This is a genomic window from Pseudoalteromonas sp. Z9A5 (genome assembly GCF_011378875.1).
Classification (GTDB): domain Bacteria; phylum Pseudomonadota; class Gammaproteobacteria; order Enterobacterales; family Alteromonadaceae; genus Pseudoalteromonas.
Genome location: NZ_WTLC01000038.1, coordinates 22,335 through 48,794, shown reverse-complemented (window position 1 = coordinate 48,794; position 26,460 = coordinate 22,335). Strand labels below are relative to the sequence as shown.

The 26,460-nt window shown below is 36.7% G+C and carries 26 protein-coding genes; 10 read left to right on the top strand and 16 right to left on the bottom strand.

Features of this window, described 5'->3' with window-relative positions; genetic code table 11:
- Positions 1-134: 134 nt before the first annotated feature.
- The 8 genes from GQR56_RS17005 to GQR56_RS16965 all read right to left on the bottom strand — a co-directional run bounded on the left by GQR56_RS17005 (position 135) and on the right by GQR56_RS16965 (position 7,537).
- A complete protein-coding gene (locus tag GQR56_RS17005) occupies positions 135-659 on the bottom strand; it encodes a hypothetical protein (RefSeq protein WP_166113681.1) in 525 nt (174 codons plus the stop codon).
- Positions 660-791: 132 nt separating this feature from the next.
- Positions 792-1,277, bottom strand: a complete 486-nt coding sequence (locus GQR56_RS17000; protein ID WP_166113678.1) for an ankyrin repeat domain-containing protein — start codon at positions 1,275-1,277, stop codon at positions 792-794.
- Between the two features lie 62 nt (positions 1,278-1,339).
- Positions 1,340-1,741 (bottom strand): hypothetical protein, encoded by a 402-nt coding sequence (locus tag GQR56_RS16995; RefSeq protein WP_024609668.1) that lies wholly within the window; start codon positions 1,739-1,741, stop codon positions 1,340-1,342.
- A 36-nt stretch (positions 1,742-1,777) separates the two neighbouring features.
- Positions 1,778-2,194, bottom strand: coding sequence for a DUF1493 family protein (locus GQR56_RS16990; protein ID WP_346775773.1), 417 nt, complete (start codon positions 2,192-2,194; stop codon positions 1,778-1,780).
- A gap of 778 nt (positions 2,195-2,972) precedes the next feature.
- Positions 2,973-3,788 carry a hypothetical protein gene (locus GQR56_RS16980; RefSeq protein WP_024609665.1) on the bottom strand — a complete coding sequence of 272 codons (816 nt, stop codon included), beginning with the start codon at positions 3,786-3,788 and terminating at the stop codon, positions 2,973-2,975.
- An 84-nt stretch (positions 3,789-3,872) separates the two neighbouring features.
- Complete coding sequence (locus GQR56_RS16975; protein ID WP_166113672.1) at positions 3,873-5,972, bottom strand: hypothetical protein; 2,100 nt, start codon at positions 5,970-5,972, stop codon at positions 3,873-3,875.
- A 270-nt stretch (positions 5,973-6,242) separates the two neighbouring features.
- On the bottom strand, positions 6,243-6,518 hold the full coding sequence (locus GQR56_RS16970) for a hypothetical protein (RefSeq protein WP_166113669.1): 276 nt from the start codon (positions 6,516-6,518) through the stop codon (positions 6,243-6,245).
- A 575-nt stretch (positions 6,519-7,093) separates the two neighbouring features.
- A complete protein-coding gene (locus tag GQR56_RS16965; protein WP_166113666.1) occupies positions 7,094-7,537 on the bottom strand; it encodes an SMI1/KNR4 family protein in 444 nt (147 codons plus the stop codon).
- 916 nt (positions 7,538-8,453) lie between these two features.
- Between GQR56_RS16965 and GQR56_RS16960 the strand changes: the two genes are divergently transcribed.
- Complete coding sequence (locus GQR56_RS16960; protein ID WP_166113663.1) at positions 8,454-9,677, top strand: ATP-binding protein; 1,224 nt, start codon at positions 8,454-8,456, stop codon at positions 9,675-9,677.
- Entirely contained in the window at positions 9,670-10,173 is a 504-nt protein-coding gene (locus tag GQR56_RS16955; RefSeq protein WP_166113660.1) for a hypothetical protein, read from the top strand. The genes GQR56_RS16960 and GQR56_RS16955 overlap by 8 nt, the downstream gene beginning before the upstream one ends.
- Positions 10,174-10,423: 250 nt before the next feature.
- Here GQR56_RS16955 and GQR56_RS16950 read toward each other — a convergent pair whose 3' ends face one another.
- The 3 genes from GQR56_RS16950 to GQR56_RS16940 form a co-directional block, all read right to left on the bottom strand.
- On the bottom strand, positions 10,424-11,200 hold the full coding sequence (locus GQR56_RS16950) for a hypothetical protein (RefSeq protein ID WP_166113657.1): 777 nt from the start codon (positions 11,198-11,200) through the stop codon (positions 10,424-10,426).
- Positions 11,201-11,762: 562 nt separating this feature from the next.
- Positions 11,763-12,014: a Rho-binding antiterminator gene (locus GQR56_RS16945; protein WP_166113654.1), complete on the bottom strand. Its 252-nt coding sequence runs from the start codon at positions 12,012-12,014 to the stop codon at positions 11,763-11,765.
- Positions 12,015-12,031: 17 nt separating this feature from the next.
- Positions 12,032-12,871 carry a DUF417 family protein gene (locus tag GQR56_RS16940; RefSeq protein ID WP_166113650.1) on the bottom strand — a complete coding sequence of 280 codons (840 nt, stop codon included), beginning with the start codon at positions 12,869-12,871 and terminating at the stop codon, positions 12,032-12,034.
- A 311-nt stretch (positions 12,872-13,182) separates the two neighbouring features.
- Between GQR56_RS16940 and GQR56_RS16935 the strand changes: the two genes are divergently transcribed.
- A complete protein-coding gene (locus GQR56_RS16935; protein ID WP_166113647.1) occupies positions 13,183-14,649 on the top strand; it encodes a DASS family sodium-coupled anion symporter in 1,467 nt (488 codons plus the stop codon).
- A 65-nt stretch (positions 14,650-14,714) separates the two neighbouring features.
- Here the strand turns inward: GQR56_RS16935 and GQR56_RS16930 are convergent, their stop codons facing one another.
- Complete coding sequence (locus GQR56_RS16930; RefSeq protein ID WP_166113644.1) at positions 14,715-15,350, bottom strand: trimeric intracellular cation channel family protein; 636 nt, start codon at positions 15,348-15,350, stop codon at positions 14,715-14,717.
- Between the two features lie 376 nt (positions 15,351-15,726).
- Here GQR56_RS16930 and GQR56_RS16925 point away from each other — a divergent pair, with 376 nt between their 5' ends.
- Positions 15,727-16,884 (top strand): hypothetical protein, encoded by a 1,158-nt coding sequence (locus tag GQR56_RS16925; protein ID WP_166113641.1) that lies wholly within the window; start codon positions 15,727-15,729, stop codon positions 16,882-16,884.
- A 143-nt stretch (positions 16,885-17,027) separates the two neighbouring features.
- On the opposite strand, the gene GQR56_RS16920 is transcribed toward GQR56_RS16925, so the two are convergent.
- The 4 genes from GQR56_RS16920 to GQR56_RS21540 all read right to left on the bottom strand — a co-directional run bounded on the left by GQR56_RS16920 (position 17,028) and on the right by GQR56_RS21540 (position 19,209).
- On the bottom strand, positions 17,028-17,531 hold the full coding sequence (locus GQR56_RS16920) for a hypothetical protein (protein ID WP_231613237.1): 504 nt from the start codon (positions 17,529-17,531) through the stop codon (positions 17,028-17,030).
- 33 nt (positions 17,532-17,564) lie between these two features.
- The gene (locus GQR56_RS16915) at positions 17,565-18,029 is read right to left on the bottom strand and encodes a hypothetical protein (RefSeq protein ID WP_240920946.1); all 465 of its coding nucleotides are present in this window, start codon (positions 18,027-18,029) and stop codon (positions 17,565-17,567) included.
- Between the two features lie 49 nt (positions 18,030-18,078).
- A complete protein-coding gene (locus GQR56_RS16910; RefSeq protein WP_166113638.1) occupies positions 18,079-18,678 on the bottom strand; it encodes an RDD family protein in 600 nt (199 codons plus the stop codon).
- Between the two features lie 432 nt (positions 18,679-19,110).
- Positions 19,111-19,209: a hypothetical protein gene (locus tag GQR56_RS21540; RefSeq protein ID WP_331461424.1), complete on the bottom strand. Its 99-nt coding sequence runs from the start codon at positions 19,207-19,209 to the stop codon at positions 19,111-19,113.
- Between the two features lie 295 nt (positions 19,210-19,504).
- On the opposite strand from GQR56_RS21540, the gene xdhA reads away from it, so the two are divergent.
- Genes xdhA through guaD form a run of 6 tightly spaced genes read left to right on the top strand, consistent with a single transcriptional unit; the run spans position 19,505 to position 26,457 of the window.
- Entirely contained in the window at positions 19,505-21,022 is a 1,518-nt protein-coding gene (gene xdhA, locus GQR56_RS16900; RefSeq protein ID WP_166113635.1) for a xanthine dehydrogenase small subunit, read from the top strand.
- Positions 21,009-23,357 (top strand): xanthine dehydrogenase molybdopterin binding subunit, encoded by a 2,349-nt coding sequence (gene xdhB / locus GQR56_RS16895; RefSeq protein ID WP_166113632.1) that lies wholly within the window; start codon positions 21,009-21,011, stop codon positions 23,355-23,357. Before xdhA ends, xdhB begins: the two co-directional genes overlap by 14 nt.
- Positions 23,350-24,252: a xanthine dehydrogenase accessory protein XdhC gene (gene xdhC / locus GQR56_RS16890; RefSeq protein ID WP_166113629.1), complete on the top strand. Its 903-nt coding sequence runs from the start codon at positions 23,350-23,352 to the stop codon at positions 24,250-24,252. Before xdhB ends, xdhC begins: the two co-directional genes overlap by 8 nt.
- A complete protein-coding gene (gene uraD / locus GQR56_RS16885; protein ID WP_166113626.1) occupies positions 24,249-24,749 on the top strand; it encodes a 2-oxo-4-hydroxy-4-carboxy-5-ureidoimidazoline decarboxylase in 501 nt (166 codons plus the stop codon). The genes xdhC and uraD overlap by 4 nt, the downstream gene beginning before the upstream one ends.
- A complete protein-coding gene (gene uraH / locus GQR56_RS16880; protein ID WP_166113623.1) occupies positions 24,746-25,090 on the top strand; it encodes a hydroxyisourate hydrolase in 345 nt (114 codons plus the stop codon). Before uraD ends, uraH begins: the two co-directional genes overlap by 4 nt.
- 2 nt (positions 25,091-25,092) lie before the next feature.
- Positions 25,093-26,457, top strand: coding sequence for a guanine deaminase (guaD, locus tag GQR56_RS16875; protein ID WP_166113620.1), 1,365 nt, complete (start codon positions 25,093-25,095; stop codon positions 26,455-26,457).
- Positions 26,458-26,460 lie beyond the last annotated feature (3 nt).

Genomic DNA, 26,460 nt, shown 5'->3' with positions numbered 1-26,460 from the left:
GCTCTGCTTTTGGGATAGATAGTGGTTTGGCGATTACTATCAGATCAAATTCAGAGCATGTTTTCAAGTTTTATTCCTTAAGATCCAACCTATGAGCACTCACTACCTTATTAATTAACTATTTAAGTAATATCTTATTCAAAACCCAAATCATGAAAAACGCCCGACACTTTATTTTCATTGAATCGCCACGGTGGTAGGCCAAGCCAAATGCTTAACAATTTAGTATCACCACTATAAGCGTTGACCGAAAACATTGTTTTTTCTAGGTGGCTATTTTCTATATACGTAGTGGGATTTATAAACACTGTTTGCATAGGGATAAAAAACCAGCTATCAATAAGTGCATGCTGCTTACCAGAATAGCGAAAGTTATGACCACTCATAAAAAAAATACTTAGGGTTATAAATGTTAATGCTATTTTTAACCCAATATGACCTTTTTGTTTTAGTTTAGGAAGCACAAAACATAATAACCAACAGAACAAAAATAGCGCGAACGCCAGCCACTGAGAGACATTAGAAGGTTTGACAATCACTTCTAGGGCATCACTACCACCTGCAAAAAAAATTGGCACCTGCACACTAGCAATAAGTAAAAATGCTACCATTGAAACACAAATAAAAAGTGCGATAGATACAACCGATTGCTTGTTCATTAGTATTTAAACCCTATACCGACAACATTAGTATTGTTTTTACTTGGAGCTGGGCGCGTAATAGATTTCCCCTTTACCATCAATAAGGAAGAATTGCTGCCATCTAAAAATATAGCGCTGTAAGCTGTCTTATTATGCCCTTCCCTCAAGAATATCTATTACATTTTTATTTCCCATTGCATTCGACAAAGCGAAGGCAGATTCACTAATATAAGCACCACTTTTAACAAGAAATGATATTAGATCCACGCTCTCAGGAATTAGTAATAATGATTGATGTAGTGGATTTATACCCTCATTATTATAAATATCTAAATTTGCACCCGCTTGGGCAAACAACTTAACAGTAGTAAAATCATTATTTCTTATGGCGTAATGAATTGGTGCGTTGCCGTAAACATCAACTGCATTTACATTAACCCCTTTTGAAAGTAGTAACTTAATTAACTGTTCATCAGCTATTTTGCCTATAAATATCGTAGCTTGATGAAGTAGGTTCCATTGCTCTGTTTCGGTTGTATTTTCAAAAGAAAGTCCATTTAAGAAACACCTTTCTAAAAAAATAGCATTCCCTTTGTTAATTGCTTTAACAACATCTCGGTTACTGAACTCAAACACGACCTCTCCTGAGATATAACGCCATTATCTTTATTACGATTAGAAGTTATTGTTAGTAGTACTTACCACCACTTATCAAGTTGTTTCATTTTGTTATAAATTTCAGATAACTCTATTGAGCAACTAGTACTTTTAAGTGTAAATGACCCAACACCTAAACTATCTTTAGATTGAATCTCAGTAACTAATTCTATACCCGATTTAGTAAATGAAATTAGTGGATTGTTACTCAAATCATTTAGAGTAATAATCCCTGACTCTTGTTCTTGTAGTTTCAAAATAGAGTCATGAAATTTATCCCATACACTGCATTCAACCCAGCACTTTTTAACCGTGAGATTTACGCTTTGAAAAGGCATATTCCAAGACACTATTATATCAAACGCTACGGATGGCAATCGGTCTGTAGCGTCGGTAACATCAAGTTGTACTTCAAGTTCATTGTTACGGATTAAATTGAACATACTTCCCCTGTACTGCTAACGCCTTTTAATGCTTTGTTAGGTATACTTTGCTATTAAATAAACCCCAAGCACAATAACCAACCAAAAAAGATTACTATAAGTTAGATCATGTCTTTTTCTAGGTTTGACATGGGGTGGATAAACGACTTCCCACTTTTTACTATTTGCACAGTCTAATAATATTTTGGGTGTTATCGCAATACGATTAACTTTCTTATTAGGTGGTTTAAACAAAAAACTCCAAACATTTACGCCTTCATCGTTACTATGAAAATACCAAAGATAACCATCCATATTTACGCTAAAGTTTAAAGTATACTTATCAATCAATTTAGAAAAATCATCACCTTCAATACCAAGCTCATTAAATAGATCAGTGTTTAGATCTAGTTTAACGTTATCAACTACACATTCACTTTCTATTAGGTTAAATATTTGCTCAATTGTAATCACGGTATACCTAATACCTTACTAAGAGGAAAATAATAATGAGTTAAAATTGGCGACAAAGGATAAAAACCAACTGCTATATAACTTTAACCCCAAGCCAATAATCCACCAAAACTTATCGAAACAATACAACCTATAATAATAAAAAGAGTCCGTTTGGAACCTTGAAAATATTTAAAAGCAAATCTTTGGGATATTGATATACCAAAATAGATTATTACACATCCCAATAAGCTCATATCACCCATTATTGCCATTAGTATTGATGCTACTACAAAAAGACTAGCGATAACCTTTAGGAGCCGCTTATCTATTTTATGATTCGATGCTTTCATATTTTGCTCATATAACAAGCCTATAGATTAACTCGTTTTTTTATTATTTTTATTGATAAACAAACCATAGCCGAGTTCCTATTTTGGTTCAATAAATCACTGTATATTTACGCAGCATATAAAAAGAGTTTGCTGTTGTTTTAATTGGTATTTTTTAAGGTATTGCTGGTATTTAAGTGGCTTTATTCAAGTTAAAAGGGCTTACCCTTCTTAATACATCGTGTTTTGCAGCTTTTCTATATTATGAGCAAGTGTAAAGGTTGGGGTCTAATTATCTTATTCGTTGCTATTTCGATTTTTTACGTCAATCATTTTTTAAGCCACTTTTTTAAAACCATATTAAAAACCTTTTAAATATTACATAAACTCTTTTAGGCCCCCGTTGAGCAATTTATTTTTATAGCTTTTATGGTTTTAACACTGCCATCAGGTTACTTCTCAATAAACTACCGCTCTTTTTTACCATGGCGATAATATTCAATAACCTCTCTACCACTTTTTGTATAGCGACGAATCTGCTTGTCATGGAGCTTACCGTTTGCATCATAATTTTGATAACTAATATAAGGATTTTTATATTCATAGTAGCGGCTTTGTTCAAACCACTCGCCTACTTTATTTCCATTACTATAATTGCCTTTTAAAATAATTTCTCCTCGCTCGTCTACCTCAATATAAGGACCATGAAGTACTCCTTTTTTATAAAAGCACTCTTTATAAGCAGTTTCATTTAAGTACCTTTGTTTATCAAATCGAGAATAGTAGCGACCGATGTATTGTCGGTTCGTATCTTTACTTCCAGCCGATTCATATTCTTCTATCAAAACTCGTTCTGTGCCTGCATAGGTAAGTGATTTAACCCAACCACCATCTCTAGACTTATGATATTCTCGTTCAATATCGTTCTTATCGTAATTGATCCATTTAACGGTGTCGCCATGTTTACTTTTATAAACAATGACCGATTCCTTTAATTTACCTGACTCATCCCAATACTTTGCTGGGCTAGCTCTAAATGCTTTCCCGTATGTTTTTTGGCTCTTAATGTTGCCATTTTCATAGTATTCTAACCAAGTCCCAGCACGTTTACCTTGGTTGAAAAATTGAACCTGTTTAAGCGCTCCTGATTTATATTTGAGCTCTTTTTTATTATATTTTACGTTTTCTACGGTTGTTATATTCTTTTCTTTATCCGTATAGGTAGTGGCATTTACCTGACACGAAATAAAAGTTAACAGGCAGGCTAATATTGATAATCTCATTTTATGTTCCTTACTTTAAGGATGTAAATAACAGGCGATTTCGAAAAAAGCGTAGGTGATCTCGAAATCGATCATTATTTCAATTTAATATTGACCGACTCTAAATACTCTTCCAACCAATAAGCTTAGAATAAATAGTATGTAGACCATCCATGCGTGAATAATATCTAAGACGTTATGAAATAGGCTGTCGTAATGTTTGTTCTGATCAATAAGAACTTTAGTCAGCTTGTTATCGTCGCGGTTAATTTTAGTTATAATCCCATTGATTGAGTAATCATCTACCTCAAGCAAGGTTTCAGAAATATTTTTAACTGATGAAACAGCAGGTAAAGTCTCTACTAAGCGATAAGAGTTTTTCGTATTACTTTGTAAATATTTATCTGTAGGTTGAATAATGTAAAAGTCGTTGCTTAAGAGTTCTGGCTTGAAGGAATTTAGGCGTCTGTAGTTAGGACCAAATGCAATACCATTACTCTTTGCAACTTGCTCATCACCTTGTTTTAAAAGCTCATCAATAATCACGTTTTTTTGCTCATTAATAAAACCTTTAAAAATTTTCTGTTTTTCGTTGAGTAACGTATTGCTAGAAAGCTTCTCTATTAGCGTCTTGTATTTGTACTTTTTAGTTAGGTATTCCCTTAACATTTGGCTATTCTCATCCAAAACATACTTTTGTCCGAATTCCAGTTCATACTTTGCTTCAACGTAGCAGATCTCCAATAAAAGCTTAAAATAGTAACTTTCTGGAAAAGAAGTCGCGTAATGAACAAATAGTGATTTTTTTTGAAGTTTTGAATAGTTAGGATCATCTCGAAAGTAACGATAAGGGCTTTGACTCATATTACTCGTTTTTGAAGAGATAATGGTCATAAATAACTCTTTCGTATATTGGATTTGTCCAATCAAAGCTATTCTCTCGTTGATTTGGCTTAGATCAATATCATGCTTCCACCCCGTGGGGACTAACGTGTTATAACCTGGAAACTTATCAATATTAGGAAGCAAACTGAGGTTATTAACGATAACCTCTTGATTTACTACTAACGGGTAATTTCGAAATTCTTCTAAGCCATTAAACTCTCGCTGCAGCTCGCGGACAGAAAGTTGAGTGACTAAATCATCGAGGTTATTGCTCATGTCAGTGGTCGTCAACGTATAAAAAAACGGGAAAAGCATAAATAAAAAAAGATAAGCGAAGCGTTTCTTGCGATTAACTTCTCGTTCTAAAATACTCCCTTTGAATTCTTCTTTTTTACTATAAGCAGCATGGTTAAAGTAATTACCGTTTAAACTCAATACAGAAATTACTTTTGCGTCTCTCCCCTCCTCTAAAAGCCCCTCAATGGTTATTTCTTTGGCTTCACCGATCATATCCTTTAAACGAGCCGTAAAATTATTCAAATTTATATAATAAGGACCTAAACGGTAACTACCAGCTTGCCCTCGCAAACGACCAGTCAGCTTCACTCTAAATTTTTTACTAAAATCGGTTTTATAAAAAGGTCTAGGTAAAACCCAACCAATAAAAATAACAAACACTAAAAATAGAATAATGCCTGCAATTAAGGTGTTATCAACAAAGGGGTAAGCCATAAGCAATAGCGCTACAAATAAGCTTGGAATGCGACGTTTATCTATGTTTGCACGACAGTATTCATCGTAAGTGACTTGTACATCCGTTTCCTCAAGGTGGTATTGTGTTTGACCTATTTTGTCTAAATCTCGATGACTAACAACATTAAAAGAGTCATCAATAGAAACAGCAAGCGCTCCCCGCTGGCGGGCCGGAAGTATAAACTCGACCGTATTATTCTCATCAATACAAAATTCAAGCTGTTTAACAATATCGATGTCGATCTCAAAGCGCTCAAAGAAACGACGAAGCCGAGCTGGCTTCCCCCACTTTTTATCTCGAATAAGAAAAGGACCAAAGCTGTCACTGATTCGGTAAACAGGCTCTTTGGCTTCGATTGGCTCGCCATAAAAATCTGACATAGCTGCAGCTTCAGCCTTCGTTAACAGACGTTCAGGAGTTATCTCTTTAAGTTTTTCGTCTAAAAACTTTAAATAGTGAGCACGTTCAATTTTATCTGAATTGATAAAGTTAAAGAGGCTCACAAAAACATAAAATAGACTTAAAATAACAAAGATGGAAACAAGGACGAAAATAAAACCGCTCATGAATTAACTGCCTAGTAAAATTATTATAATATCAAAATGTTAAGGTTATTTTCCTGAATTAACATTGAAGGACACCACTTACACCACTTTATTGAAGCCATTAAACGGCACCGGTGATATTTTTTCGAGAAAAACGAAGAGAAGTAAACAAAATAATTACTTATCAATATTTTACCACAGCTAAACGAAGAGGTTCACCACTTTATAAATTTGCAATTAATAGCTAAATTTTACTATTCGTCCACCCCGGACCGTGTTGTTATATGGCGATTACTCAACACAGAAAGAGCTTGAATTTACCGAAATAATATCACCAGACTGCATTTCTATTTTAAACGTATCACCATCTTGGCTAGTTGTATTTACAGATACTGATTGTCCCCAAGGATTTTCATTTGGAATGCATACATTTGTACAACCACTAAACTTAATTACGACCTTTTCAAGTTGCAATTTAAAGCTTACAAGCGTTAAAGCATTTGCCCAATCAAATTCAATATTGATTAAAGTGGCATCGTGTAAATTTAAATTCGCAAAATTAGCCATAATCGCCTTGCCATATAACGAGCCTTTAGATTAACTCGTTTTTATTTGTTTTTATTAATAAACAAACCATAGCTGAGTTCCTATTTTGGTTCAATCGATTACTGTATTTTTACACAGCATATAAAGAAGTTTTTGGTGTTGTTTAAATTGGCGTTTTGGAAGTGATTACGAGTGGTTGAGTGGCTTTTATTTAGGTTAAAAGGGCTTCCCCTTTTTAATGCATCGTGTTTTTCAGCTTTTGTATATTATGAACAAGGCAATACAGTTGCCGCACAATAAAGTAAAGGCATTTACATGCGTTTGATCTTGTAAGGTCAATTTATTCATCCCTTTATTCACGCCTTTATTTACAATAATATTCCGCTTTTTATTTAAAGGAAAGCAGGCTCAATACAGCCAAGTCGTTTACCATTCTTTAATAAAAATTATTGTCGCTTATCGCGCTATCTCTTTTTACTTTCATTTTGTCATTATAGCTAAGTTTTTACGAGATTCATTTTTATAAATTTCACTTAACTTACTTATATCATTGATAATTTATGTAAAAGTTAGAATGGGTGTCATTCTAACTTTCCTCATGTTGCATCTTCTTCTATTACATCATGTAATTTAAACTTAACCCATAAATCAAAAGTTGGAAAATGATCCGCATCAGATAGTTCGCTTTCTTTTCGTTCTTGTAGCTCTTCTATACAATGTGTTTCTAACCAAGTCACAGCACCACTATCCGATCTAGTATTTAGCAAAACAACACCTGCATCATGAAGGTCTTCTAAAACTAAAAAATGAGATGGTAACCCAGCATCTTTCCTAAATAGAGTCGTTATTTCAACTGATTCTTGGATATTTGGAGTGATCGTACATTTACCATAACCTCGATGAACTAATAGCCACTTGAGATCTTCAGGCAACACAATATTTAGTGCTAATTCAACCTGCTGAAGAGCTTTCTCAGTTTCCGTTATTGTCCCAATGAAATAATAAAGGTTACTATCAACCAATTCTCGAACAATGCTCACTGATAAATACCTCTGCAAAATAACGAGCCTGTAGATTAACTCGTTTTTTTATTTATTTTTATTTATTTTATTGATAAACAAACCATAGCTGAGTTCCTATTTTGGTTCAATCGATTACTGTATTTTATGCAGAATATAAAGTAGGAGTTTAGTGTTGTTTTAATTGGCGTTTTAGACGGGATTACGGGTACTTGAGTGGCTTTTATTTAGGGTAAAAGGGCTTGTCCTTCTTAATGCATCGTGTTTTGCAGCTTTTGTATATTATGAACAAGGCAATAGAATTGCCGCAGCGTAAAGTAAAGGCATTCACTTTTGTTTGACCTCGAAAGGTCAATTTATTCATCCCTTTATTCACGCCTTTATTTACAATTATATTCCGTATTTTATTTAAAGGTAAGCAGGCTCAGTAAAGCCGAGTTGTTTAGTATTTTTTAATAAAAATTGTTATCGCCTATCGCGCTATCTATTTCTACTTTTATTTTGTCAATGTAGTTCAGCTTTTTACGTTATTCATTTCCATAAATTACACTTAACTCACTGCTATTATTGATAATTTACGAAAAAGTTAAAATGGGTGTCATCCTAACTTAATCCTCATCCTAACTTAATCCCGTAGAAGTTAGAATGCGTGTCATCCTAACTTCAAAAAACAATCAATTAAAAGTAGTAAAATACGCTCCTAAAAAGAGTAATTCTAAAGCCTCAACACTTTGCTAAGCGCCAATAAAACAGTTTGGCTAAAGCAACGAACGGAGTGAGGAAAGCCAACTGCTTTTTGTCCGTTTAAGCAGTTTTTTATATGCAAAAATGTACATTTTTGTCAAATATGTCATAAATGTGCGATTTACATTTCAAAATAAATTTATATTAGATAGAATACACATGATTTTAAAATATTAACTCCTTGGTAAAACTTATGATTAAAAGGTTTGGATTTAAAAACTTTGCTAGCTTTAAAGATGGTACTGAAATCAACTTTTCTTGCAAAGAAAATATAGTTGATGAAGATAACCAAGATATAAACTTATCTAAAGTTATCGGAATTAAAGGCGCTAATGGTTCAGGAAAAACTAACATCCTTAAAGCAATTACCTTCTTATATTGTTTTTGTGTTAAAAGGATGAAAACTAGGATAGATACAAAGGATGGTGAATCTAAAATAATGATTCCTTTGTCAAGTTTTTCGGATAATGAAGATATTACTGAATTTTATATAGAATTTTTACTTTTTGGAACAACGTATTACTATGAATTGGACATTACGGCCACAGGTATCGTAAGAGAAGAAATAAAAAGGAAAAGTAAGAAAGAAGTAATATGTATTACTCGTGAAAAAAATAAAATAACAAATTGCTTAAAAGAATTCGATGAATTAAAGAGTTTAAAATTAAAAGCGGACCAATCACTTATAAGCATAATTGATGACTTTGAATTCAACTCTGAAATGATTGACTTGAAAGTGATGCGTACCTTTTTTAGTAAAGCCTTATTTAATGTTGGAGTTGATGGATATCAAAACTTAGAGATAGGTGATGATTACTTTGAGGTTTCTGAGTTTTATAATGAAAATAATGAAGCTTTGGATTTCGCAAAAGAAGTTATCTCAAGCGTGGATGATGGCATTAGAGATATAATAATTGAAGAAACAACAGATAAATCTACAGGAAGTAAAATATTTTATCCCATGTTTGCTCATAAAATTGAAGATTTTGATTTCTTAATAGGTTTGGCGCATGAATCTATGGGAACTAAAGCACTCTTTCTTACTTTACATAAATATTGGTTAACAATTAAAAATGGTGGATTGCTAATTTTGGATGAGTTTGACACTCATCTTCATGCCATGATTTTACCTGAAATTTTAGAGCTTTTTACTAATCCTAAAATTAATACTCTAAACGCTCAATTAATAATTACCGCTCATAATACAGAAATAATTGATTCTCTTGGTCGATATAATACAGTACTTGTTAATAAAGAGAATAATGAAAGTTATAGTTACAGGTTAGATGAGGTTTCTTTATTGAGAAATGATCGACTAATATCTCCTATTTATAAAAAAGGTAAGATCGGTGGAACCCCTAAGAATATTAAAGGATTAACGTCAAGAATTGTAGAGCATTGGAGCAATCATGACTAAAGATTTTTCGAAAGCACCTAAGCAACAGAGTTTTCTATCTTCAATTCCACAGGTATTTCTAAGAGATTCAGACATTATAAACAGATCCAAGTTTAACTTTTCTTATTTTGATTCTAATCCACCAGGTCAAGATTTTGTAGATTGGAATACAACGGAAGGTAATAGCAAACTAGTAAAACTTGTTAATAAATTAAAGGAATTTACTAGAGAGCCATTATCATACTGGGAATATCAAAAAATAGGTAAAGGGAAAAGAGGGGGGAAAGGAAAAAGGCAATCATGTTTAGAAATTTATAAAGCCTTTCCTAAAAAATCTGCATTCAAACATCCACCTCATGTCCCTGAAGATGTCTGGTGGGGAAGGTTTAGAATCGATAATGATACTAGACTAGCTGGTTTTGTTATTCCTGATAGCTTAAACCAAAATAATGAATATGATTGCAATACATTCTACGTTGTATTTTTAGATGATAGTCATCTGTTTTATATGACCTAGTCCGGATTGATGTGATTGCGTATAACGAGACTGTAGAATAACTCTAACAGCCAAATTTTATTATAAATCGAGTTCCTGTAATGATCGCCAAACGCTTTTAAAGCATTAGGTAATGCATTTGGAACCCATAAAACAGGCTATTTTTCTTAAAAAAAGTAATTCTACAGCCTCAACGCCTGCTTGAACGGACTAAAATTGCGGGTTGAAATTTGTACCTAACCCACTGTTTTAGTTTCGTTTGAAGCTCTTGTTAGCACTTTGAAAATGAACCAATTTGAGTTGGCATTCTAAAAGGATATTTGTTATTGAATGCACTTAAGCTTAAACATTTGATGATTTCACATGAATCATCGAATACTTTTTTTGCATTTTCAATAGTACATTGCTCTTGCCAACTTGCTTGAAGAGGAGGTATGGACTCAGAGGAGAAGCTAGAATTATCATCTGATTCAATCAAAACTGAACTTTTAACAAATACAGACCTACCGTGAGCTAATGAATTTCTTAGAATAAATAAACGTTCAATTAGTTTTCGGTGTTCTTCCTTTTTAGTGTCGTCAACATATAAAACTTCAGATAAAGCGAAAAATTTGGATTTTGGAGAAAACCTCAATTTGTCATCTATTTCATAGAAAGATTTTTCGCCACACAATCGGGCAAAGTCTGCTTTTTTTTGTCCAAATAAGTTGTCATTAAACACATTGTTCAGGTTATCCAACTGCTCTTTAAACCCATAAGCAATAGCAACTTTATCATTTATATGAGTACCCTTAACTGTTTTTTTATCAATAACCTCAAAGAAATCAGAAGGAGGAGAATCAAGTACTTCATTTACTCTAGCTTGCAAATCAAAGATCAATTTACAACTTAGATTTAAATAGCTTTCCACCATAAATGCAGTTAAGGCCACCGCCGTAATTCCTCCGCAAGTATTACCATAACCTTCAAATTGAAATGATCGCCTTGTTGATTCATAAAACCAACAATGAGAATAGATATCTCCAGAGAGATGACCACTGAATGACAATTTACACACTCCTATGAAAGGGCTAACACTTTATTGAACACCACTTTGGGGGTTTATAACACCCCAAAACGGCGTATATTACATAGCTCAATAATTCCACCAAACAACTTCAATGTAAACAAGTAATTACGTATGTTATAAAATTATCGTTGTTAAAATACACCAAAACGACTTTTAATAATGTTATTGGACAAAATTAAAATAGCTGTTTATATAAACAGTCCACTCTGAAGGTTAACTTTTGTTTATGTAGATGCCTTTTGTTTATGTAGCTACCTTTTACGACCATAATTAATAAACGCACGGATACCAAGCGCCATACGCAGACATATTGAGGCTTACTTACTACTCGATTAGCATTTTTATACGCTTTAATAGTTGGCGTTAAGCCTTGTTCGGTGGAAAAACTCGATTAAAAAACAAAAAGAAAGTAGTAGGAACATTTTGGCTTTATGCATTTAGCGCGTAATTAGCTAAAGCATTGGTTAGATAAGCGAGCCTTAACATATTAATGATACAAGCTCGCTGAGATGTTTATGATAAAAACGAATGAGTGAGGTATTTACTTCACATCAAAGTTTACTTGTTGAAAATATGGATTTTGTTCACGCGCTTTAAGTACACTAATTGTAGTAAGCACAATGAGTTGCAGCTCGCCATTCACATTAATAACAATGCATTCATCTTTATTAGCATTGCGCTTTGTGTCGGTAGCTACGCCACATACACCATCGCCATTTTTTAATTTAAGCTCAATGCTTAAATGGTGCATACAGGCAATTTCGATGTAGTCGTATTGGTTGCAACTGATCATAAAATCCCTCTTTTATATTATTTAGCCGGTTTAAAAATCATTAAGAAAGCAATAACAACAAGGTTGGCTATATACCAAAGATCTTTAATTACAAACTGCCCTAGGCGTTCCAGTAAAGTGGAAGAACTAAATGCACCGGTTGCGGTAATTAAGAATGTTTGGGTCATCATAAATACGCTTAAACACGCTAAGCCACTTACAATAATTAGCTTTTTATTATTTAAAAATAGCCCTAAGCCTAATAACACAGCAAATAATACATCAAACCCGCCAATTACGTTAGATGCGCCTTGTACGCTAAATACCGTGTATAACCACGACATAAACGGTGAGGTTTCTACTAAACTTACAATACCTTTTGCTTCAAACTCGTAAAACTTCATGCCGCCAATCCACAGCAAAACCATGGCAACCGGTATAAAGTTTAAAAGTACGTGTTGTTTGTCGGTAAGTTTGTCTTTATAAAACAAAAATAAATACAAAGGCACTACAGCAAAGTACTTAATTATGCCCTGCCCGCTGCCAATGATTGGAAAGCCGCCAAGTTGCGCCATCCAGCGGTTGCTGGCAAACAAGGTAAATAATGCAACTAAACTTATAATTGCTGCAAGTAAAAGTGCTGGTGTAGGTTTCATTAATTTAAGGCGAGCGAGCACGGTGGCGAATGCTAAAGCAACCATAAATGAGCCACTAATTAAACCTAACGCAGATACAGACATTAGCGAATCAACGCCATAAAAACTAAACGTAGCCGTTAACGTATTAGGGTTAGCCCCTAATGCAAACGATAAGCCAAGTAACAAAAAGCTACTCGCTAATAAAAAAGTAATCACGTTGTTGGTTAATTTTAAGTTCATTGTATTTCCATGTATTCGTTAAGACCTACAAAGACCTTGAAGATATATAAAAAAATTCAAATAAAGTAATTAAAATTAATAATTTACTATAAAGCTCAATTAGTTAAACAAAAAGTAAATGCTTGTTCATTAATTTAACTATTTATTTTCAACTTACGAGTTTTATTACTTTATTTATAAAATGATTTAAAACTGCTCTTCTTAGTTATTCATATGATGTGTATCATCTTTTTTATTATTAAATGAAGTAAGATGGAATTATTTCTTCGGTATTTAGAAGACGTGTATTTCTAAAATTTAAGGACGCATTAATGAAAGGTACTGATATTAAGGTTACCTCTGGGTTAATCTCAATAGTAATTGTTTTATTACTTTGGTTTGCTGTACCGCCTCCACAAGGTGTAACCGAAAATGCATGGCATTTATTGGCCTTATTTGTTGGTACTGTAGTTGCCATTATTGGTAAAGCGATGCCTATTGGCGCTATTGCTATTTTAGCTATTACTTCTGTTGCGTTAACGGGCGTAACAAATGATAGCCCGTCTGGTGCGATTAAAGATGCTTTAAGTGGCTTTTCTAATTCATTAATTTGGTTGATTGGTATTGCTATTATTATCTCTCGTGGTTTAGCTAAAACCGGTTTGGGAAACCGTATTGGCTATAACTTTATTTCGTTATTTGGTAAAAAAACAATTGGTATTGGTTACGCACTCGCGCTTTCTGAGCTGGTTATTGCACCTGTAACCCCTAGTAACACCGCGCGAGGCGGCGCTATTATTCACCCAATAATGAAGTCTATAGCAACAAGCTTTGGTTCATCGCCTGAGGAAGGCACATCTCGTAAAATTGGGCATTATCTTGCTTTAGTGAGTTATCACATAAACCCTATTACATCTGCTATGTTTATTACAGCCACTGCGCCAAACCCTTTAATTGTAAAGCTTATAGCCGATGCTACCGGTGCTAATATTAGCATTACATGGGGTACGTGGGCGCTTGCTGCTCTTTTACCAGGATTAGTGTGTATTGCGCTTGTACCTTTGGTTGTGTATGCCATTTACCCTCCTGAAGTTAAAAGTACACCCGATGCTAAAACCTATGCAGAATCAAAATTAACCGAAATGGGCCCTATGACCTACGGTGAAAAGGTCATGATTGGCGTTTTTTCTATGTTGCTTGTGTTATGGGCTGGTGTGCCTGCAATGATATTAGGGGCTGACTACGCAGTTAACACTACCGCTGTGGCATTTTTAGGTTTGTCGGTTTTATTGGTTACTGGCGTATTAAGCTGGGAAGATGTACTTAAAGAAAAGTCTGCGTGGGATACCGTAGTGTGGTTTTCAGCATTAGTAATGATGGCTACTTTTTTAAATAAATTAGGCTTGGTATCTTGGTTTTCAACGCTTGTTGAGAGCAACATTGACCAACTAGGGTTTGATTGGATTGTATCGGCAATTATATTAGTAGCGGTGTATTTTTACGCTCATTACTTTTTTGCTAGTACCACTGCCCATATTACTGCAATGTTTGCCGCGTTTTACGCAGCGGGCTTAGCGCTTGGTGCACCTCCTTTGTTTCTTGGTTTACTTTTAGCTGGGGCTTCTTCACTCATGATGTCGTTAACGCATTATGCCACGGGTACTTCACCCATTGTTTTTGGTTCGGGTTATGTATCGATGGAAAACTGGTGGGTAATGGGCTTTATTATGAGTATTATTAATTTAAGTGTTTGGGGTATTGTTGGCGGGCTTTGGTGGAAAGCACTTGGGTATTGGTAGCTTTTAGCAATGAATAGCCCACATATATTTATAAACATATATGGGCTAAAACGGGTAACGTAGCGTTACTTATTTTCGTTGCTTAACTTCTTTTTCTTAAATATTTGTAGGCGCCAACCCCAATGCAACGATCCAAGCCTTAAGAATATGGTGGCAATAAGCGATCCCACAATACACCAAAGGTAATGTACCTCTAACAAAAACAAAGCAGCATACACTAAGCCACCAGCCACACATGCCGCTGCATAAGGTTCATCACGCATTACAGAGGGGACTTCCCTGCATATAACGTCCCTTATTAATCCACCAAATATACCGGTTGTAGTCCCCATTGTTATAGCGACTATCATTCCGGCGCCACCCAGCAACGATTTTTCAATACCAACAATATTAAATATTGCCATGCCAATTGCATCGACCAGTAAAAAATAGTAATTATTTACATGCGGCAAGTAACGAATAAATAATACCGCAACAATTATTGCAGCATAGGTTGTGTATAAATAGTCTGGTCCTTCTACCCAAAATACAGGCTTATTTAAAAGTAAGTCTCTGAGCGTACCACCGCCCAAAGCAGTGACCGAGCCAACAACCACTACACCAAAGCCACCAATGTTTTTTTCATACCCGAGTAACGTGCCTGCAACTGCAAAAAAGGCGACACCCATTAAGTTTAATATATGAAAATATTCATCTGTCATCATAATTCCTTTTTTTAATGTATACGCCGTTGTTTCAACTTACATGCCAAAAAATAAAAATGAAGCTAACAAATAAACAGCTTAAAAATCAGTATATTAAAGTTTAAAAGAACTCTTTAAGTAAAAGAATTTTAGTCTCTGGCAAGGTAATAAAAGAAATTATTATATTTAAGTGTAGTTTTTACACATTTATTAGATTGATAGCTTTATTAGATTTAAACATTGCATTGTACGCTCACTAAACACCATCCTATTTACTTATTGTTTAAATTTAACTACTCCTTTAACATTAATATTGAATTAACTAAAATAGGTACTAGCAATAATGGGAAATCTAATAAAATGCTTTTTATTACTGTCAATTACGGCGGTTAGTATGCTCGGTTGCAAAAATACACTGGCAAAAGAAACTGCCAATAATGCTAAATACAGCAATAATAATGCGAGCTGGTTAGCTGGCTCTTCGGGTGTTACTCAAAGAATTGACGGTGGTTATAAATTAGATAAAACAGTTAATACGTCTGATTGGGTTGCAGGAGCAAAAGAGATAGTTAAAAACTTACCATCGGTAGGCCATGTTATTACATCATTTACTCACCCTGCTCATGCCTATCTTTTTACTCTGCGAGATAACAACAACCTTGATGTAGCGGCTATTCATCCCGATATGGTGCCTTCAATCGAAAACGAACACATTATTTTTGACGTGATTAAAGAGTATCGTCTCGCTGGTAAAAAAGTCATCTTATACTTAAATGCCGCAGGACCTTCTATGATAACCGACACCGATCCTGATAACGAAATAGCAATTAAAAAGGCGTGGGAAAGTTATTACAATTCACAATGGGATGGCGATGAAGGCGCCGCTTGGCGTGATTTAGTTTTAGGTTATGCGCAGCGATTTAATGGGTTAGTTGATGGTTATTGGTTAGATAATGTGAATAAGTTACCTGGTGAGGTATCAGATTTTGTTGCCATGTTACGCAGTGTTGACCCAACACTTGCAATTACCGTAAATAAAACCAAAACCTATTTTAAAAATGAAAATGGTGATTTTATGTATGTTGATAGCGATGGCATTGATGACGAAGATGAAAGAGATTATAAAATAATAAAGTATGCAGCTACCAATGAATTCGAAGACTTTACCAGTGGCCATATTACGCCGTTAGGCCGAGGCGCTCCACCTAATTCTTGGGCTTACGATGAATATACAATTCCTGATATGGTCAGCGCACCTTGGGATAACTACAAAGGCAAAAAAGACGTACTTAAACATGCGTGGTTCCCTATAAGAGCACGATGGAGCGTAGCAAAAACTGACCTTGTATTTGAGATAGAGCAAGCTTACCGCTTCACACAAAAACTGACTAATGCTGGCGCAGCAATGACGTGGTCTACAACTCAAGTAAATGGGTATATGAGCACTGATGAAATGGAAATAATGCTCGAGATAGAAAACAGAATAAACAAAAACCAAGATTATGAAGCTTACGAAAGACCTAATGGCGCGTCTTTACTTATAAGTAACTAACGCGCTTATTGCGAAGTTAAATTTACAACAATGTTTGGTTTTTAAAGAATGCAGCGCCCTTATTCACAGGGCTATTTAATCTTATGTTACCTACAGGGATGTAGGACAACATGTGCGTCACAAAAAATACCTTAACAAAAATATCACTCTTCTTCTGGGCACTTGTTCACACTTTTAGGTAATTCAGTATTGTTTAACCCAACACGCACGCCACAGTAAAATACATACTTTGAACAGTGATAATTTTCATCAACAATCTTGAGGCCTTTGTCTGTAAATAAAATTTCTAGATTACAGCTAGTATCATATTCGGGCTCTAATTGTGTAAATATCAACTTACCGTCTTTTAATGTTAGCGGTAACGGTTCGCTATCACCTTCTATCGGGGCTGTTATGTGACATACATGAAAGTTTCCGCCCCATAAAAGACCTTGTGCAAAATATTGATGCTCTTTTTTAAAAATATTGATATAGCTTGTTTTTAACTCTGAGCTTTTATCACGCAAAGCGCCTTCTTCGTCCCTCATTGGAACGGCACTATCAATGTCATCTGTTATTGAATAGCAGCCTTCATATGGCTCTGCGCTTAAAGTACTACTAAAAATGGCAGTTATAAAAACACTTATACCTAAAATATTTTTAACCATTAAACATCCCTTGTTTTGTTCATAACCTTACTTTTAACTTTCACTAAAAAATCGTTCGCGGTCGTCAGTCATTTTTACCGGCAAGCCATTATCAACCATAAAGTAGTAAAAACGCAGATCATCAATTAAATCTGGAGCCGATATTTCAATATCTTGGTATGTTGCATTCGTAAATTTAAATCTTAGCGAATGTTCAAAGCGCTTAGTTTGGCAATACAGTACTTCTTGCAGGTCTGATATTTTTATCTTTATGCCTAGTATCTCAAACTGTCCGTCTATAATTTCAATCGCTTTAGATTGTTTTTTATTTGCCGAAAACCAATTACCAATTACACTTAATAGCCCACCCCCAAATAAAATGAGAAATTGTTTATAAATAGGTTCTTTAGTAAGAAACTCCATCCAAAACAAGTAAATAACGACTACTAATGTAGTCCACGCTAAATTATAAAATAATTTAAAGGTGGGTAATTTTTTATACCTTTTTAACGTTGTCATAAATACCTTTTAATATTTTTCAAATTAAATATTAGTTCTAATTAAACAATTACTTGTTTGTGTAGCTTACTTTTGTGCCTGCTAAATGATCGTGTAAACAGCGTTTTTCATCGCCAAAAATTAAAAGAGGGTTAAAAAAACCAGCAATAAGTTCACCAATTGAAGGAACAAGAGTGAGTAACTGCATAGGCAGTAGGCGCTTAAAATAAATAGTCGTAAAACTTGCTTTAGTACCGTCTAAATTTTCGATACGAATAGACAGGCTATATTTACCAATTGTTTGCCCATAATTATACATAAGGTAACCGTGTAAAATCATGGTGGTCGCTGTACCGTAAGCAATAGAAGCAATAGCTAACCACAATGCTGGGATTTCTGAAGCGCTCATACTTACATACATAAATAACGGGATTAATGCCACTACGCTTACTATTAAATCAATAATTGCTGCTATTAATCTATCCGTTCTTGTCGCTTTTTCACCAATATCTTTAGATACACTGGTTACATTGGGGCTTTCTAATTCTTTTTGACGTATCAAATCATCTATTTCTTTGGCGCGCTCTGGATATTTCTCGCGGTCGATGCCTCTTGCCGATGAATAAAGATCATCTAACGAGTAAGTAGAAAAATCTATTTCAAATTCCATGTATACGAAGTCTCTATAATTCCTTTAAAAAACGAATTTAACACAACTAATTTAATCTATTCAATTATTTATAATTCCCAAATAAAAAGACGACTAAAAAGTAGCCTTTATAATACTCAGTACGTTATTTAAAATGGCATTGAACTAACAAATTTGGATTGTGCTCGTTTTGCCCATCTGCGCCAAATTTGTTTTTCCAATATACATATTCAGCCTGCCTGTATCTAAGCCAAGCACAAGAGCGCAGAGGTGAAGCTAAACCCAACTTCGCTTTTTTCCAAATAGAATGTCGGTACTGTTTGTACTGTCGGTTGTATCGTTAATATCTAAAAAGCCGACAATTCAGTGCCCAAAACAATTAATGCTAACTCTGCCTGTTGTGGTTAATTAATTTGCGTGCATCGGCGGTTTTTTTTAATGTTCATCACTCGCCTATAAAAAACATGTCCCCTTGGTCAGGTTTAACAACCCCGTAAAGCATTTTATGAGTGTACTTTTACTTGCACTGTTTTCCCCTAATAAGGCATGCACTTCTCCATGCTTTATTTTTAAGGTAATGCCGTTGTTAGTTATACAACCGGAGTGTTTTTAGCCATCCCCTGCATAGTAAGGCGGTATTTATTCATTGTGCACATCTTTTTTAGTGATTATTTACTTAATAAGCGTGCTAACAAAAACTTACTGACCGAATGGTCAACAACGGCATAATACCTGCAATACATCTACCAAGATAAAAAAGTTTTTTTCTTTACCGTGCGAAAACAACAAGAAAAAATAAACGCCAAGCTTTAAAAATCAAAGCTTTAGAAAAATTAAGGGGGTCTGTGTGATTCAGTTTTTATTAAATGACACGCCAATTGAAGTACAAGAATGTTCGCCTAGTTTCACCATTTTGGACTGGTTACGCACCAAAAAAGGGAAAGTAGGCACCAAAGAAGGCTGTGCAACAGGTGACTGTGGCGCATGTACTATTTTAGTTGGTGAAGAAAAAATAAATAAAGATGGGCACGCTCATTGGCATTACAAAACAATGAATAGTTGCTTGCTACTATTAGGTAATGCTCACGGTAAACATATAATGACCGTGGAAGGCGTAACACCTGCACTTTATCCTACTTTAAATGATTTACACCCAGTACAACGTGCATTAGTAGAGTGCCATGGTTCGCAATGTGGATTTTGTACACCGGGCATAATAATGAGTCTGCTTGCGCTTTATATAAATAACGCCACTTACCCTGGTAAAAAAGCAGTCATACATGCGCTTGGTGGTAATTTATGCCGTTGCACAGGTTACAGCCCTATCTTACTTGCTGCTGAAAAAGCGTATAGTTTTGATCGCACCAACGAGCCTTACTCACAACTTGCAACACAATTTAAAGCATCCCTAAAAGCAAGTGCTTTAGACGATGTACCATTTTTAAAAAATGGACCTCGTACGTTCTTTTTGCCACAAAGCGCAAAGCAGCTCGTTGACTTAAAAGCATTATACCCACACGCACATCTTGTTGCTGGTGGTACCGACTTTGCTATTGAACTTAGCCAAAACCTACTTCTGCCCGACATTATTATATCGCTTAGCCAAGCTAAAGAGCTTACTCAAATGAGTGATAATAACGGTATGTTACACATTGGTGCATCAGTACCTTATAGCCAGTTTGTAGATACTTTTTATGCGTATTACCCAGAATCGAAAGAGCTTTTTGAGAGACTAGGATCGAGCCAAGTTAGAAATAGCGGCACACTAGGTGGCAGTTTAGGTAATGCCTCACCCATTGGCGACCCTGCTCCACTGCTTATTGCACTTAATGCCAGCATGGAACTGCTTTCAGCACACGGTGTTCGCACTATAAAAGTGGTTGACTACTTTGTTGATTACAAAAAAACAGTTTTAAAAAATGATGAAGTAATTAGCACCATTATCATTCCTAAACGCGCCAAATCGCTCAAGCTTGCGTGCCATAAAATATCAAAACGTTTTGAAGATGATATTTCTACTGTGTGCCTTGTTTTAGCAATAGAGCATTCACAAAACATAATCACCGCAGCGCGTTGTGCAATGGGCGGCATGGCGGCAATTCCAAAAAGTGCGACTCATATAGAGCAGCAATTAATAAGTCAGCCATTAAATGTGAGTAGCTTTATAGATGCAGCGACCGCAATTGAGCACGACTTTGCCCCAATGAGCGATGTACGCGCCAGCGCAACTTATAGAATCACAGTAAGCAAAAATTTACTGCAACGTATTGGCATTGAGTTTTGTCATAAAAATACGGATTTAAACAGCAACCTTAATAAAAATAACAACATTGCCATTACGAGGATTTCTCATGCGTCACTTTGAAATGGATAAACTAAAAGCGCAAGGCGGCAGTGTTGGGCAATCTAAATACCACGATAGCGCCATTAAACAAGTGTGCGGCAGTGCTAATTATGCTGACGACAACCCAGAACCTCACGGATGTTTACATGCCTACCCAGTGCTTGCGCCTGTTGCGAGCGGTTTTATAAAATCGGTTGATACTAGTAAAGCGCTTGCTTTAGCGGGCGTTAAACGCATTTTTTCAACAGCCGACGTACCCGGCAAGTTAGATATTGGTCCGGTATTTCCAGGTGATATATTACTTACAAGCGATGAGATTCAATATCACGGACAACCTGTGTTAGTGGTTGTTGCAAGCACCTACGAAATAGCACGCCGCGCCGCTCGTTTAGTCACTATAGAGTGCGAGCAAACAACACCCATACTTGATATTAAAGACGCTATCGAAAAACAAAACTGGGTAAGACCCCCTCACTCACTTAACCGTGGCAACAGCCAGCAGGCTATAAATAGCGCGCACCACCAGCTAAAAGGTGAAATATCTATTGGCGGTCAAGAGCACTTTTATTTAGAGGGGCAAATAGCGCTGGCACAACCCGATCAAGATGGCGGGATACACGTTCAATGCTCTACCCAGCATCCTACTGAAGTACAGCACTTAGTGGCTAAAATTCTTAAAAAACCATTTAACTTTGTTACCGTAGAAACCCGCCGCATGGGCGGTGCATTTGGTGGTAAAGAAACCCAAGGAGCACCTTGGGCGTGCTTAGCGGCACTGGCTGTTTATTACTTAGGTTGCCCTGTAAAAATGCGTTTAGCCCGTAGCGACGACTTTAAATTAACCGGTAAACGCCACCCGTTTTATAACCACTACCATGTAGGGTTTGACGAAAACGGATTAATTGAAGGCGCGGATATAACTGTAAATGGTTATTGCGGTTATTCACCCGATTTATCGGATGCGATAGTCGACCGCGCTATGTTTCACGCCGATAACGCCTATTACTATCCTGCAGCAAAAATACAAGGCAATCGCTGTAAGGTAAATACCGTAAGCCATACTGCATTTAGAGGGTTTGGTGGTCCGCAAGGGATGATTATGGGCGAGCTAATAATGGACGATATAGCGGCTAAATTAGGTAAAGATCCACTGGAAATACGAAAGCTAAATTTATACCGCCCAGGTCGCGATATCACCCCGTATCATCAAAAAGTTGAACAACATATTTTAAAAGACATGATTGAACAACTTGAGCAAAGTGGCGACTACTGGGCGCGTAAATCAGCCATTAAAACCTTTAACGCTTCATCGCCTATTATTAAAAAAGGGTTGTCGATGACGCCGGTTAAGTACGGTATTTCGTTTACCGTACAGCACCTTAACCAGGCTGGCGCATTAGTGCATGTATACAGCGATGGATCTATTCATTTAAACCACGGCGGCACCGAAATGGGTCAGGGTTTAAATACTAAAATTGCACAAATTGTTGCGCATGGCTTTGGTGTCGATTTTGATACTGTAGGCATTAGCGCAACCCGTACCGACAAAGTACCAAACACTTCTCCAACTGCGGCCTCAAGCGGTACCGACTTAAACGGAATGGCGGCACTTAACGCAGTAAATACAATTAAAGAGCGCTTAATTGATTTTATTACTGGGCACTTTGAAGTCCCTAGCGAAAGCATTGAATTTAAAAACAACCTTATAACATTTAGTAAAGGCGAAATTAGCTTTAGTGAACTTGCAAACCTTGCTTACATGAACCGCATTTCGCTTTCATCAACGGGTTATTACGCCACACCTAAAATTCATTACGACAGAGCAAAAGGCGAAGGTCGGCCCTTTTTTTACTATGCCCACGGCGTGGCACTAAGCGAAGTAGAAGTAGATACCCTAACGGGTGAAAACACCGTAACTCGGGTCGATATATTGCACGATGTAGGCAGTTCAATAAACCCAGCTCTCGACATAGGTCAAATAGAAGGTGCGTTTATACAAGGTATGGGTTGGTTAACAACCGAAGACTTACAGTGGAACGATAAAGGTGAGCTCGCAAGCTTTGGGCCTGCTAATTACAAAATCCCGGCAATTGGTGATACTCCTGCAGAATTTAACGTAAACCTTTACAACTCAGCCAACCCAGAAACCACTGTTTTTAGGTCAAAAGCCGTAGGTGAGCCTCCATTTATGCTGGGCTTTAGTGTATGGAGCGCGATACGCAACGCTATAAGCAGCGTTGCCGATTACAAATACACAGCACCGCTTGATACCCCCGCAACGCCAGAGCGAGTACTTAACGCAATAACCCACACTCAGCAATGGCTAGCGCAGCATAAGGAGCACAGTAATGACTAATTTAAATCAGTCTTTTCAGGGTTTTCATACTCAAAATTGGGCACAAGCTATTGCACAACATGAACAAAGCGGCACTAATTATGTGATTGCAACGGTGCTTGGCACTAATGGCTCAACGCCACGCGGGACTGGCTCAAAAATGGTAATTAGTGGCGAGCATATTTACGACACCCTTGGCGGCGGCCATTTAGAATTTGTGGTAATAAAAAAAGCACGCGAACTGCTTGTGCAAGATGAAGCCACGCAAGTAATTGAGCAATTTAACTTAGCTGCTAATTTAGGGCAATGCTGCGGAGGTGTAGCCACGGTAATGCTTGAATGCATGCAGTGTGAGCGATTTACCCTTGATATTTACGGTGCTGGGCATGTAGCGCAAGCGCTTATAGGAATTTTAGCGCAGCTTCCAATACGTATTCGTTGGATAGATAATCGAGCAGACGTGTTTCCTGAACAGATTCCCGCTAATGTTGTAAAAATAATTGACGAAGAACCCACACAGCAAATAAAGCACGCACCAAACAATAATAACTACTTAATTTTAACGCATAACCACCAGCTTGATTTCGAACTAACTCAAGCCATTATTAAGCGCGGCGATGCAAATTGGTTAGGCGTTATAGGATCAGACACCAAAGCAAAACGCTTTAAACAACGCCTAACACACCGTAATTTTACCGCCGAGCAAGTTAAGCAAATGATCTGCCCTGTTGGTCTTAAAAACGTAACAGGCAAACTCCCTATGGAAGTGGCTATTTCTATCAGCGCACAGCTTATTAGTTTGTATCAAGCTGAGCAAACAACAGCACCAAAACGCCAAGGATTGCAGTGGCGCACTTTAAAAAATGCACTTATTAGCAGCGCGCAAACTTCTTTAAATGGAGCAACTCAATCATGAGCCTAACTAAGCTAAATGCACTCACAACACAACAAGCAAAGCGGCAGTTAGAACATTGTTGCACCGCACCGCGCTGGATTGAAGGCATGCTGGCAACAATGCCCTTTAAAAGTAACGAGCACCTTTTTGAATCAGCTCAAAACGTATGGGATCAATTAGCCGAGAGTGACTACTTAGCGGCATTTGAAGGACACCCGCAAATTGGCGATTTATCAACGCTTAGCAAAAAATACGCAGCAACCGCACAAAAAGCAGGGCACGAGCAATCAGGTATGAGCAAAGCAGACGAATCAACGCTCACTAAAATGATTGCCCTAAACAACGATTACTTAAATAAATTTGGCTTTATTTTTATTGTGTGTGCAACCGGTAAAACAGCCCAGCAAATGCTCGAACTTATTGAGCAACGTATTAATAACGACCGCAATACCGAGCTACACATAGCCGCTGGCGAGCAAGCCAAAATAACAAAAATCAGATTGGAGACACTACTGTGAATAAAAGCCCTATTACTACTCACATTTTAGATACCAGCACAGGCAAGCCCGCCGTAAATGTTCCCGTTTCGCTTTATAAATTAGTAAATAAACAGTGGGAGCTATTAGTACAAGGTACAACCGATAACGATGGTCGGATTGCCGACTGGATAAGCTCAAATACCAACATTGAATTTGGCACTTATCAGTTAATTTTTGATTTAGATAGTTATTACCAAGGGCAAGCAACACCCGCTTTTTATCCGCAAGCGCAAATAAGCTTTAGATTACAAGATAATAAACATCATCATATTCCGTTGCTACTTTCGCCATTTGGCTATTCAACTTACAGAGGCAGCTAATTATGAGCACCCAAAATAATAATAATTTAACCGTAATATGCGCCGATATTTTAGACTTTATTGACGACCCGGCTAAAGCAGGCGAAAACGCCCATCGTTTTTTTGAAAAAGGCGCATTAGTTATAAAAAATGGCAAAGTAGTTACGCTTGGCTATGAGCAAGATATTTTACCTGGCATAAGTAGCAGCGCTAAAATTATTCGCCACGACGGTAAATTAGTTATGCCGGGCATGATAGACACCCACATACATTTACCGCAAACCGAAATGGTAGGCGCTTACGGCGAGCAGCTTTTAAGTTGGCTAACCGAATACGCCTTCCCAACCGAAAAAAAATTCGCCTGTGAAAAGTATGCAAGTGAGGTATCAAACCTATTTTTAGATGAGCTTTTACGAAACGGTACAACCACCGCCTTAGTGTTTGGCACTGTGCACCCACAATCGGTTAATGCCTTTTTTAGCGAATCACAAAAGCGTAACCTTCGTATGATTGCCGGTAAAGTAATGATGGACCGTAACTGCCCAGACGATTTATCTGACTGCGCACAAACCAGTTACGATGAAACAAAAGCACTGATCGAAAAATGGCATAATGTTGATAGGTTAAGCTATGCAGTAACGCCTCGTTTTGCACCAACATCAAGCCCTGAACAATTACACATGTGTACCCAACTTCTTGAAGAATACCCCGATACTTACTTACATACCCACCTCTCTGAAAACAAAGACGAGTGCGAATGGGTTAAAAGCTTATTTCCTGATGCAACCGATTACTTAGGCGTGTACGAGCAAGCAAATATGGTACGAAAACGTGCGGTATTTGCGCATAGCCTGCACCTATCTGAACGCGAACTTTGCTGCTTAGCCGATAATAACGCGGCTATTTCGCACTGCCCTACTTCAAACCTATTTTTAGGCTCGGGCTTATTAAATTTAAAAGCATGTGAAGATCATAATATAAACGTAGGTATGGGCACCGATGTAGGCGCCGGAACGAGTTTTTCTATGCTGCAAACAGGTAGCGAGGCGTACAAAATACAGCAATTACAAGGTCAAAAATTCTCAGCTTTTAAAGGGTTATATTTAGCAACCTTAGGCGGTGCGCGTGCACTTGATTTAGAAGGCACTATTGGCAATTTTGAGCCTGGTTGCGAGGCTGACTTTATTGTTATTGATTTTGCTGCTACCTCATTTTTAAAGTTTAGGTTAGGGCACGCAAAAACTTTACACGAAAAGCTCTTTGCCATAATGATGTTAGGCGACGACCGCTGTATTGAACAAACCTACATTATGGGCAAAAGCGTGTATAAACGCGATTTAGCTGAGCAATTTACTCCCACCTCAGCGCCCATACTGGAAGAGGCTTAACTT

Coding starts and splice junctions, on each gene's coding strand:
- GQR56_RS16980 (WP_024609665.1), bottom strand. CDS start 3,788: ATGAGATTATCAATATTAGCCTGCCTGTTAACTTTTATTTCGTGTCAG.
- GQR56_RS16935 (WP_166113647.1), top strand. CDS start 13,183: ATGAAAGGTACTGATATTAAGGTTACCTCTGGGTTAATCTCAATAGTA.
- GQR56_RS16960 (WP_166113663.1), top strand. CDS start 8,454: ATGATTAAAAGGTTTGGATTTAAAAACTTTGCTAGCTTTAAAGATGGT.
- GQR56_RS16945 (WP_166113654.1), bottom strand. CDS start 12,014: ATGATCAGTTGCAACCAATACGACTACATCGAAATTGCCTGTATGCAC.
- guaD (WP_166113620.1), top strand. CDS start 25,093: ATGAGCACCCAAAATAATAATAATTTAACCGTAATATGCGCCGATATT.
- GQR56_RS16955 (WP_166113660.1), top strand. CDS start 9,670: ATGACTAAAGATTTTTCGAAAGCACCTAAGCAACAGAGTTTTCTATCT.
- xdhB (WP_166113632.1), top strand. CDS start 21,009: ATGCGTCACTTTGAAATGGATAAACTAAAAGCGCAAGGCGGCAGTGTT.
- GQR56_RS16930 (WP_166113644.1), bottom strand. CDS start 15,350: ATGACAGATGAATATTTTCATATATTAAACTTAATGGGTGTCGCCTTT.
- uraD (WP_166113626.1), top strand. CDS start 24,249: ATGAGCCTAACTAAGCTAAATGCACTCACAACACAACAAGCAAAGCGG.
- GQR56_RS16975 (WP_166113672.1), bottom strand. CDS start 5,972: ATGAGCGGTTTTATTTTCGTCCTTGTTTCCATCTTTGTTATTTTAAGT.
- GQR56_RS16925 (WP_166113641.1), top strand. CDS start 15,727: ATGCTCGGTTGCAAAAATACACTGGCAAAAGAAACTGCCAATAATGCT.
- GQR56_RS16915 (WP_240920946.1), bottom strand. CDS start 18,029: ATGACAACGTTAAAAAGGTATAAAAAATTACCCACCTTTAAATTATTT.
- GQR56_RS16940 (WP_166113650.1), bottom strand. CDS start 12,871: ATGAACTTAAAATTAACCAACAACGTGATTACTTTTTTATTAGCGAGT.
- GQR56_RS16920 (WP_231613237.1), bottom strand. CDS start 17,531: ATGGTTAAAAATATTTTAGGTATAAGTGTTTTTATAACTGCCATTTTT.
- xdhC (WP_166113629.1), top strand. CDS start 23,350: ATGACTAATTTAAATCAGTCTTTTCAGGGTTTTCATACTCAAAATTGG.
- GQR56_RS16995 (WP_024609668.1), bottom strand. CDS start 1,741: ATGTTCAATTTAATCCGTAACAATGAACTTGAAGTACAACTTGATGTT.
- GQR56_RS17005 (WP_166113681.1), bottom strand. CDS start 659: ATGAACAAGCAATCGGTTGTATCTATCGCACTTTTTATTTGTGTTTCA.
- GQR56_RS16910 (WP_166113638.1), bottom strand. CDS start 18,678: ATGGAATTTGAAATAGATTTTTCTACTTACTCGTTAGATGATCTTTAT.
- GQR56_RS16970 (WP_166113669.1), bottom strand. CDS start 6,518: ATGGCTAATTTTGCGAATTTAAATTTACACGATGCCACTTTAATCAAT.